9 protein-coding genes are annotated in these 8,134 nt (G+C 69.3%); all 9 read left to right on the top strand.

Going from position 1 to position 8,134, the window contains the following annotated elements; genetic code table 11:
* Positions 1-218 precede the first annotated feature (218 nt).
* Entirely contained in the window at positions 219-1,127 is a 909-nt protein-coding gene (pcaH, locus tag LQV45_RS13130) for a protocatechuate 3,4-dioxygenase subunit beta (RefSeq protein WP_374208209.1), read from the top strand.
* Positions 1,120-1,710 (top strand): protocatechuate 3,4-dioxygenase subunit alpha, encoded by a 591-nt coding sequence (gene pcaG, locus LQV45_RS13125; protein ID WP_230007409.1) that lies wholly within the window; start codon positions 1,120-1,122, stop codon positions 1,708-1,710. The genes pcaH and pcaG overlap by 8 nt, the downstream gene beginning before the upstream one ends.
* Positions 1,707-3,254 (top strand): lyase family protein, encoded by a 1,548-nt coding sequence (locus tag LQV45_RS13120; RefSeq protein WP_230007408.1) that lies wholly within the window; start codon positions 1,707-1,709, stop codon positions 3,252-3,254. The genes pcaG and LQV45_RS13120 overlap by 4 nt, the downstream gene beginning before the upstream one ends.
* Positions 3,247-4,065, top strand: a complete 819-nt coding sequence (locus tag LQV45_RS13115; protein ID WP_230007407.1) for an alpha/beta fold hydrolase — start codon at positions 3,247-3,249, stop codon at positions 4,063-4,065. Before LQV45_RS13120 ends, LQV45_RS13115 begins: the two co-directional genes overlap by 8 nt.
* Positions 4,062-4,547, top strand: a complete 486-nt coding sequence (pcaC, locus tag LQV45_RS13110) for a 4-carboxymuconolactone decarboxylase (RefSeq protein ID WP_223914922.1) — start codon at positions 4,062-4,064, stop codon at positions 4,545-4,547. Before LQV45_RS13115 ends, pcaC begins: the two co-directional genes overlap by 4 nt.
* The gene (locus LQV45_RS13105) at positions 4,544-5,743 is read left to right on the top strand and encodes a thiolase family protein (protein WP_230007406.1); all 1,200 of its coding nucleotides are present in this window, start codon (positions 4,544-4,546) and stop codon (positions 5,741-5,743) included. The genes pcaC and LQV45_RS13105 overlap by 4 nt, the downstream gene beginning before the upstream one ends.
* 18 nt (positions 5,744-5,761) lie before the next feature.
* Positions 5,762-6,421: a 3-oxoacid CoA-transferase subunit A gene (locus LQV45_RS13100; protein ID WP_230007405.1), complete on the top strand. Its 660-nt coding sequence runs from the start codon at positions 5,762-5,764 to the stop codon at positions 6,419-6,421.
* Position 6,422: 1 nt separating this feature from the next.
* Positions 6,423-7,130: a 3-oxoacid CoA-transferase subunit B gene (locus LQV45_RS13095; protein ID WP_230007404.1), complete on the top strand. Its 708-nt coding sequence runs from the start codon at positions 6,423-6,425 to the stop codon at positions 7,128-7,130.
* A gap of 62 nt (positions 7,131-7,192) precedes the next feature.
* Positions 7,193-7,999, top strand: a complete 807-nt coding sequence (locus tag LQV45_RS13090) for an IclR family transcriptional regulator C-terminal domain-containing protein (protein WP_079555075.1) — start codon at positions 7,193-7,195, stop codon at positions 7,997-7,999.
* Positions 8,000-8,134: the final 135 nt, after the last annotated feature.

Genomic DNA, 8,134 nt, shown 5'->3' with positions numbered 1-8,134 from the left:
CTCTATGACCGCGACGCCGACGGCGAGTTCCTGCACTTCTACACCGCCACGGTGGGCAGCGTGTTCTTCGAAATGGTGGAGCGCCGCGGTGCCTACGACGGCTATGGCGCCCCGAACGCCCCGGTGCGGCACGCCGTCCAGTACGACCACCTGCACCAGCTGACCCGTACTTCCTGACCCCATCCGAACAACAAACACACCAACGAAAGGAGGCTGCTGTGCCTGAAGAAATCAACCTCGACGTCTTCAACGCCGACCCGATCACCGAGGACGTGTCCGACGAAGCCACGGAGGCCGCACCAAAGACGTATGCGCCCGCCGCGCATGCCTTGGATACTGCCGCGGAGTCGCAGGCGGACCTCAGCGCCGAGATGAAGGCGATCGGCGAAGCGTACGCGCAGGCCCTCAAAGGCGGAACCCCGGCCGAAACCCAGCCGCGGCTCGACTACGCGCCGTACCGCAGCAGCGTCCTGCGCCACCCCACCAAAGATCTGCACCACGCGGATCCGGAAACCATCGAACTGTACTCGCCGGCGTTCGGGCACATGGACGTGCACGCGCTGGAAGCGGACCTGACCATCGCGCACAACGGCGAGCCGCTCGGCGAACGCATCGTGGTCTCCGGCCGGGTGCTCGACGGCGACGGACGCCCCGTCGCCGGCCAGCTTGTCGAAATCTGGCAGGCGAACTCCGCCGGCCGCTACATCCACAAGCGTGACCAGCACCCGGCACCGCTGGATCCCAACTTCACCGGCGTCGGCCGCTGCATCACGGGCGCGGACGGCTCCTACAGCTTCACCACCATCAAGCCCGGCGCCTACCCGTGGAAGAACCACCTCAATGCCTGGCGCCCGGCCCACATCCACTTCTCCCTGTTCGGGCAGGAGTTCACCCAGCGGATCGTCACCCAGATGTACTTCCCCGGTGACCAGCTGTTCCCGCTGGACCCGATCTACCAGTCGATCGTGGACCAGGATGCCCGCGACCGGCTCGTGGCCACCTACAACCACGAGCAGACCAAGCCTGAATGGGCTCTGGCGTACAACTGGGACATCGTCCTGACCGGGTCCAAGCGGACCTGGACCGAAAACGAGGCATTGGGCGCAGGAGGCGATGAGAATGAATAGCAACGCCGTGGGTAAACTCACCCCGACACCGGGCCAGACCGTGGGGCCGTTCTATGGCTACGCCCTGCCCTTCGCCAAGGACCGCGAGCTCCTGGCTCCCGGATCCCCGGGTTCCATCCGGCTCCAGGGCACCGTCTATGACGGCGCCGGGCACCCGATCCCGGACGCGATCCTGGAGATCTGGCAGGCCGACGCGGACGGCAAGGTCCCGCACCGCACGGGCTCCCTGGTCCGGGACGGCTACACCTTCACCGGCTTCGGCCGCAGCGCTGTCGGCAACACCGGCGCCTTCACCTTCACCACGGTGAACCCCGGCCCCACCGAGGAGGGCGCGGCGCCGTTCATTGCCGTCGCCGTCTTTGCCCGGGGCCTGATGAACCGCCTGTTCACCCGCGTCTACCTGCCGGAAGAAGAGGAAGCCCTGGCCAAGGATCCGCTGCTCAGCTCGCTTGACCCGGACCGGCGCCGGACCCTGATCGCACGCCGGGATCCCGACGGCGGACTGAACTGGGACATCCGCCTCCAGGGCGAGGGCGAGACCGTGTTCCTGGATTTCAGCAGCGCCGAGGGTGCCTCCAAGTGACCTTCTTCGAAACCGACGGTGACGCCGGCCTGCTCAGTCCCGTGTCGGCGTCGCCGTTGGTGGCGGCGCTGACCGGGGACCGTGCGGTGCTCGCCGCCATCCTCAAGGTCGAGGCCGCCTGGGCGGCGGTCCTGGACGAGGCTGGCCTGGCCCCGGCCGGGTCCGCCGCGGTGGTGGCCGCCGCCGCGGACGTGCAGCGGTACGACGTCGCGGGCCTCGCCGTCCGGGCCCAAGGCGGCGGCAACCCCGTCATCCCGCTGCTCGCCGACCTCCGGGAGCAGGTCAGGAACCTGGACACCGCCGGACTCGGTGCCGTCCGCGCCGTTCACACCTCGCTGACCAGCCAGGACGTGCTCGACTCTGCCCTAATGGTGCTGGCCACTGGGGCCATCCGCGAATTGCTCGCGGAGCTCCGGTCGGCAACGGCCGCCCTCGCCGGCCTCGCCGAAACCCACGGGCACACGCTTTGTGTGGCCCGCAGCCTGACCCAGCACTCGCTTCCCTACACCTTCGGGCTGCGGGCCGCGCAATGGTTCAGCGGGCTGGCCGCCGCGGCCGGCCGGCTCGAGGCCCTCGAACTGCCGGTACAGACCGGCGGCGCCGCCGGGACCCTGGCTTCCGGCACTGTACTTATTGACGGCGCTGTACTTATTGACGGCGCTGTACTCACTGACGGCGCTGGGCCGGCCGCGGGGACGCTGTCCCCGTTTGACCTCGCCGACCGGCTGGCCGCCCGCCTGGGTCTCGCTCCCGTTCCTGCCCCCTGGCACAGCAACCGGCTGGCCGTGACCTCGCTCGGCGACGCGCTGGCGGCGGTGACCGACGCGGCCGGAAAGATGGCCGCAGACGTCCTGTTCCTGAGCCGGCCCGAAGTTGCCGAGATCGCGGAACCGCGCGTCGCGGGGCGCGGCGTGTCCTCGGCCATGCCGCAGAAGCAGAACCCCGTGCTCTCCGTGCTGATCCGCAGCGCCGCCCTGCAGGCCCCGGCACTGGCTGCGCAGCTGCATCTCTCGGCCGCCAATTTCAACGACGAACGCCCCGACGGCGCCTGGCACAGCGAATGGGCGGCCCTGCGCCAGCTGCTGCGCCTGGCCCTCGGCGCCGCGGTGCAGCTGCGCGAACTGGCAGAAGGGATGGCGATCTTCCCCGGAGCGATGCGCCGCAACCTTGAGCTCGGCGGCCCGCTGCTGCTTTCCGAAGCCGTCAACGCCGCCGTCGCACCGCTTTTGGACGGGACCGTTGTGGACGGGACCGGTGCCGGCCCGGGAGCCGCCCGGACCGGGAAACAGCGGCTGCAGGCCGTCGTGGACGAAACGCTCCTGGCCCCGGCTGCGGAGCAGGCGGACACCTACCGGGCACTGCTCCGCGCCGCTGTCCCGGAGGAGCTGCTCAGCGACGCCCGGCTTGAGGAACTTTTGAACCCGGCCAACTACCTCGGCCAGGCCGCTGAGATCTCCCGCCGCATCCTCGCGGCGTATCCGGAATACACCGGCCAGGCCGGCGCCCTCGCCCACCAAATCCAGAACGGAGCTTCCCGTGGCTAGACCCACCGTCAAAGCAGTCCTGCTGTCGCCCCAGCGCGAACTCGGCGACAAGCCCCTCCTCATCGTCGGGCCCTCGCTCGGAACATCCTCCCTGCTGTGGAGCCAGGCCGGCACGTTGCTGGGCGCCGACGTCGACGTCATCGCCTGGGACCTGCCGGGGCACGGCGTCTCGCCCGCGGCGGAGGAGACCTTCACGGTCGCCGACCTCGCGGATGCCGTGATCGGCCTGGTCGATTCGATCGCCCCGGGCGCGCGCTTCCACTACGCCGGGGTATCCCTCGGCGGCGCCACCGGACTGCAGCTTGGCATCAAGCACGGCGACCGGCTCAAGAGCCTCTCCGTGCAGTGTTCCGGCGCGAAGCTCGGCACTGCCGAGGGCTGGCTGGAACGCGCAGAAACCGTGCGCACGCAGGGAACCCCGGTGATGATCCAGGGTTCCGCGCAGCGCTGGTTCGCGCCGGGCTTCATGGAGAGCCAGCCGGAGCTCAGCAGCCGGCTCCTGCACAGCCTCCGGGACGCCGACCGCTTCAGCTACGCCTTCTGCTGCGAGGCCCTGGCCGGCTTCGACGTGCGGGATCAGCTCGGCACCATTCGCGTTCCCACCCAGGTTGTGGCGGGCGCCCTGGACGACGTCGCCCCGCCGTCGATGGCCGGGGAAGTCGCCGCGGGCATCACCTCCGGCGGCGGCACTGCCACGGCCGTCAGCCTGGAGGGCGTGGCACACCTGGCGCCGTTCGAGGCGCCGGGTCACGTCGCCGAGCTGCTCAAGGGCCTCATCACCTGGACCGAGTCCCAGGGAGCGGGAGCATGACTCTCTCCGAAACCGGCAGTGCTGAACTCCACGGGCCCGAACGCAACGGTGTGGTCCAGCCCGGCGCGACCAGCCAAGAGATCTACGACGGCGGCATGAAAGTCCGCCGCGAGGTCCTCGGCGCCGCGCACGTGGACCGCGCCAACGCCAACAAGGATTCCTTCACGGAGGACTTCCAGGACATGATCACCAGGATCGCCTGGGGCGGCATCTGGACCCGGCCCGGGATCAGCCGCCAGATGCGCTCAGCCGTCACCCTGACCGCCATGGTGGCCCACGGGCACTGGGAAGAACTGGCCATGCACATCCGCGCCGCCATCACCAACGGCCTGAGCCGGGACGAGATCAAGGAAATCCTGCTCCAGACCGCCATCTACTGCGGGGTCCCCTCCGCCAACACCGCGTTCAAGACCGCCCAGCAGGTCTTCCATTCCATGGACGACGCAGCCATGGACGAAGCAGAAACGGACAAGAACCCATGAATCAGGCATTTATCTATGACGCTGTGAGGACGCCGTTCGGGAAGTTCGGTTCCGGCCTCGCCGGGATCCGCCCGGATGACCTCGCCGCGCACGTGATCCGCGAATCCGTGAAGCGCGCCCCGGCCCTGGACGTGGAGCGGATCGATGAGGTGGTGTTCGGCAACGCGAACGGCGCCGGGGAGGAGAACCGCAACGTCGCCCGGATGGGCACCCTGCTGGCCGGGTTGCCGGTCTCGGTCCCGGGCACCACGGTCAACCGGCTCTGCGGGTCCTCCCTGGACGCGGCGATCATCGCCTCCCGCCAGATCAACACCGGCGACGCCGAGCTGATGTTGATCGGCGGCGCCGAATCGATGTCCCGGGCCCCGTGGGTGCTGCCGAAGACCGAGAGGTCCTACCCGGCCGGGGACCTGACCCTGGCCTCCACCACGCTGGGCTGGCGGCTGGTGAACCGGGCCATGCCGGCGGACTGGACCATCTCCCTGGGCGAGGCCACCGAACGGCTCCGGGAGAAGTACGGCGTGACCCGCGAGCAGCAGGACGAGTTCTCCGCCGCCTCCCACAACCTCGCCGCCGCGGCCTGGGACGAGGGTTTCTACGACAACCTCGTCGTCCCGGTCCCGGGCACGGACCTGGTCCGTGACGAGGGCATCCGTCCCGGGTCTTCGGCGGAGAAGCTCGCCGGGCTCAAGACCGTGTTCCGGACCGGGAACGGCACCGTCACGGCCGGGAACGCGTCCCCGCTCTCCGACGGCGCGTCCGCGGCGTGGCTGGGCAGTGAAAAGGCCGCCGGGATCCTGGGTATGGAGCCTGTGGCCCGGATCGCCGGGCGCGGCGCGCACGCCAACGATCCCCAGTACTTCGGCTACGCCCCGGTCGAGGCCGCGAACAGGGCCCTCGCCAAGGCCGGGATCGGCTGGGACCAGGTCGGCGCGGTCGAACTGAACGAGGCGTTCGCCGCGCAGTCCCTGGCCTGCATCAACGCCTGGGGCATCGATGCGGGAATCGTGAACCGGCACGGCGGCGCGATCGCCATGGGCCACCCGCTCGGCGCCTCCGGCGGCCGCATCCTCGGCACCCTGGCCCGTTCCCTGCAGGCCTCCGGGCAGCGCTGGGGCGTCGCCGCGATCTGCATCGGCGTCGGCCAGGGCCTCGCCGTCGTGCTCGAAAACGTAACTTCCCGCGATGCGGCATAGAGGACAGGGCAAAGACAGATGCTGAATTTCATCGACACCGTCGGCGAGGCAATCGCCGGCATCAAGGATGGCTCCACCGTGATGATCGGCGGCTTCGGCAACGCCGGGCAGCCGTTCGAGCTCATCGACGCGCTGCTGGAGTGCGGCGCCACCGGCCTGACCGTGGTGAACAACAACGCCGGCCAGGGCGACCAGGGCCTGGCCCTGCTGATCAAGGAAGGCCGGGTGAAGAAGATGATCTGCTCCTTCCCGCGGCAGTCCGACTCCTGGCATTTCGACGCCAAGTACCGCGCCGGCGAGGTTGAGCTCGAACTGGTCCCGCAGGGAAACCTCGCCGAGCGGATCCGTGCCGCCGGCGCCGGGATCGGCGGTTTCTTCACGCCCACCGGCTACGGCACCATGCTCGCCGAAGGCAAGGAAACCCGCTTCCTGGACGGCAAGTGGCAGGTGTTCGAGACCCCCATCCACGCCGACGTCGCCCTGATCAAGGCCCTCACGGCGGACGGCCGGGGCAATCTGGTCTACCGTAAAACCGCGCGGAACTTCGGCCCCATCATGGCCGCCGCCGCGAAACACACCATCGCCCAGGTGTCCGGGATCGTCCCCACCGGCGGACTGGACCCGGAAAACATCGTGACCCCCGGCATCTACGTCAACAGCATTGTGAAGGTGGCCTGAGATGAGCATCCCAACCAATGACCAGAGTCTGCGGACCGGCAACCAGGCTGATCTCCAGACGTCCGGCAAGCCGCTGGGCCGTGACGATCTCGCCCGCCTCGTGGCCCGCGACATCGTCCCCGGATCGTTCGTGAACCTCGGCATCGGCCAGCCCACCCTGGTCTCGAACTACCTCGAGCCGGAGCAGAACATCACGCTCCACACCGAGAACGGCATGCTCGGCATGGGCCCGGAGGCCACCGGGGACCAGATCGACGGCGACCTCATCAACGCAGGGAAGATCCCCGTGACCGAACTGCCGGGGGCGTCCTACTTCCACCACGCTGACTCCTTCGCCATCATGCGCGGCGGACACCTGGACATCTGCGTCCTGGGCGCCTTCCAGGTTTCCGCCACCGGCGACCTCGCCAACTGGCACACCGGGGCCCCGGACGCGATCCCCGCCGTCGGCGGCGCCATGGACCTCGCCACCGGCGCCAAGGACGTCTTCGTCATGATGACGCTCCTGACCCGCGACGGCGTGTCCAAACTCGTGGAGACCTGCACGTACCCGCTCACCGGGATCGGCTGCGTGACCCGCGTCTACACCGACAAGGCCGTCTTCCTGACCGGACCCGACGGCGTCCAGGTGCGGGAGACCTTCGGCTGCACGCTCGAGGAACTCCAGGCCATGGTCCCGATGCCGCTCCGGGCGGCGGACCCAAGCTGACAGGCCTGCGGCCGGACAAGCTGTGGGCACCGCTAAAGTGATGCGGGACCGAGAGGCGGAAAATGACTGAGCCAGCCAAGAGCGGCGGCGCGCCCGCGGCCAGCGACCAGTACGTGCAGTCGCTGGCGCGCGGGCTCGCCGTGATCCGTGCCTTCGACACGGAACACCCCAAGATGACGCTGACCGAGGTGGCGGCCCGGACCGAGCTGACCCGGGCCACCGCCCGGCGGTTCCTGCACACGCTCGCGGAGCTGGGCTATGTCCGCACGGACGGCAAGATCTTCGCCCTGACTGCCAAAGTGCTGCAGCTCGGCTACGCCTACCTGTCCGGGCTCTCCCTGCCGCAGCTCGCCCAGCCGCATCTGGAAGAGCTCTCCCTCGAACTGGGGGAGTCGACGTCGGCCGCGGTGCTCGAAGGCACCGACATCGCCTACATCGCCCGGGTGTCCACCCGGCGGATCATGACGGTCGGCATCACGGTGGGCACCCGCTTCCCCGCCTACGCCACCTCCATGGGCAGGGTGCTGCTCGCGGCCCTCCCGCCGGCGAAGCTGGAAGAGTACCTCGCGGCCGCCGAGATCCGGCCCCTCACTCCCGGAGCCATCGGAACGCGGGCCGCCCTCCTGGCGGAGCTGGATACTGTTCGCGCCCAGGGCTGGTGCCTGCTGAACCAGGAGCTGGAGCTGGGCCTGATGTCCATCGCGGCGCCCGTCCACGACGGGCCGAAAGTGGTGGCGGCCATCAACGTCTCGCTGCAGGCCCAGACGGTGTCCGCGCAGCCCGACCCGGACGCCTACCTCAAGGCCGTGCGTGAGGCGGCGCTGGCCACGGCGGAAATTATCTCCGAGGACCTGACCTCGGGCCGGTGAACCGCGTCTCAGACGGGACGTCTGGGAAGGGGGACGTCCGGAAAGAAGTACGTCCGGGAAGGGGTACGTCTGGAAAGAAGTACGTCTGGGAAGGGGTACGTCCTGGGAAGAGAACCGTCAGGCAGCGGGATCCGG

This window comes from Microbacterium sp. Bi128 (assembly GCF_918698205.1).
The sequence above is the reverse complement of the archived record's forward strand: the minus strand, read 5'-3'. Positions and strand labels throughout refer to the sequence as shown.

Coding starts and splice junctions, on each gene's coding strand:
- LQV45_RS13095 (WP_230007404.1), top strand. CDS start 6,423: ATGAGCATCCCAACCAATGACCAGAGTCTGCGGACCGGCAACCAGGCT.
- LQV45_RS13105 (WP_230007406.1), top strand. CDS start 4,544: ATGAATCAGGCATTTATCTATGACGCTGTGAGGACGCCGTTCGGGAAG.
- pcaC (WP_223914922.1), top strand. CDS start 4,062: ATGACTCTCTCCGAAACCGGCAGTGCTGAACTCCACGGGCCCGAACGC.
- LQV45_RS13090 (WP_079555075.1), top strand. CDS start 7,193: ATGACTGAGCCAGCCAAGAGCGGCGGCGCGCCCGCGGCCAGCGACCAG.
- LQV45_RS13100 (WP_230007405.1), top strand. CDS start 5,762: ATGCTGAATTTCATCGACACCGTCGGCGAGGCAATCGCCGGCATCAAG.
- pcaG (WP_230007409.1), top strand. CDS start 1,120: ATGAATAGCAACGCCGTGGGTAAACTCACCCCGACACCGGGCCAGACC.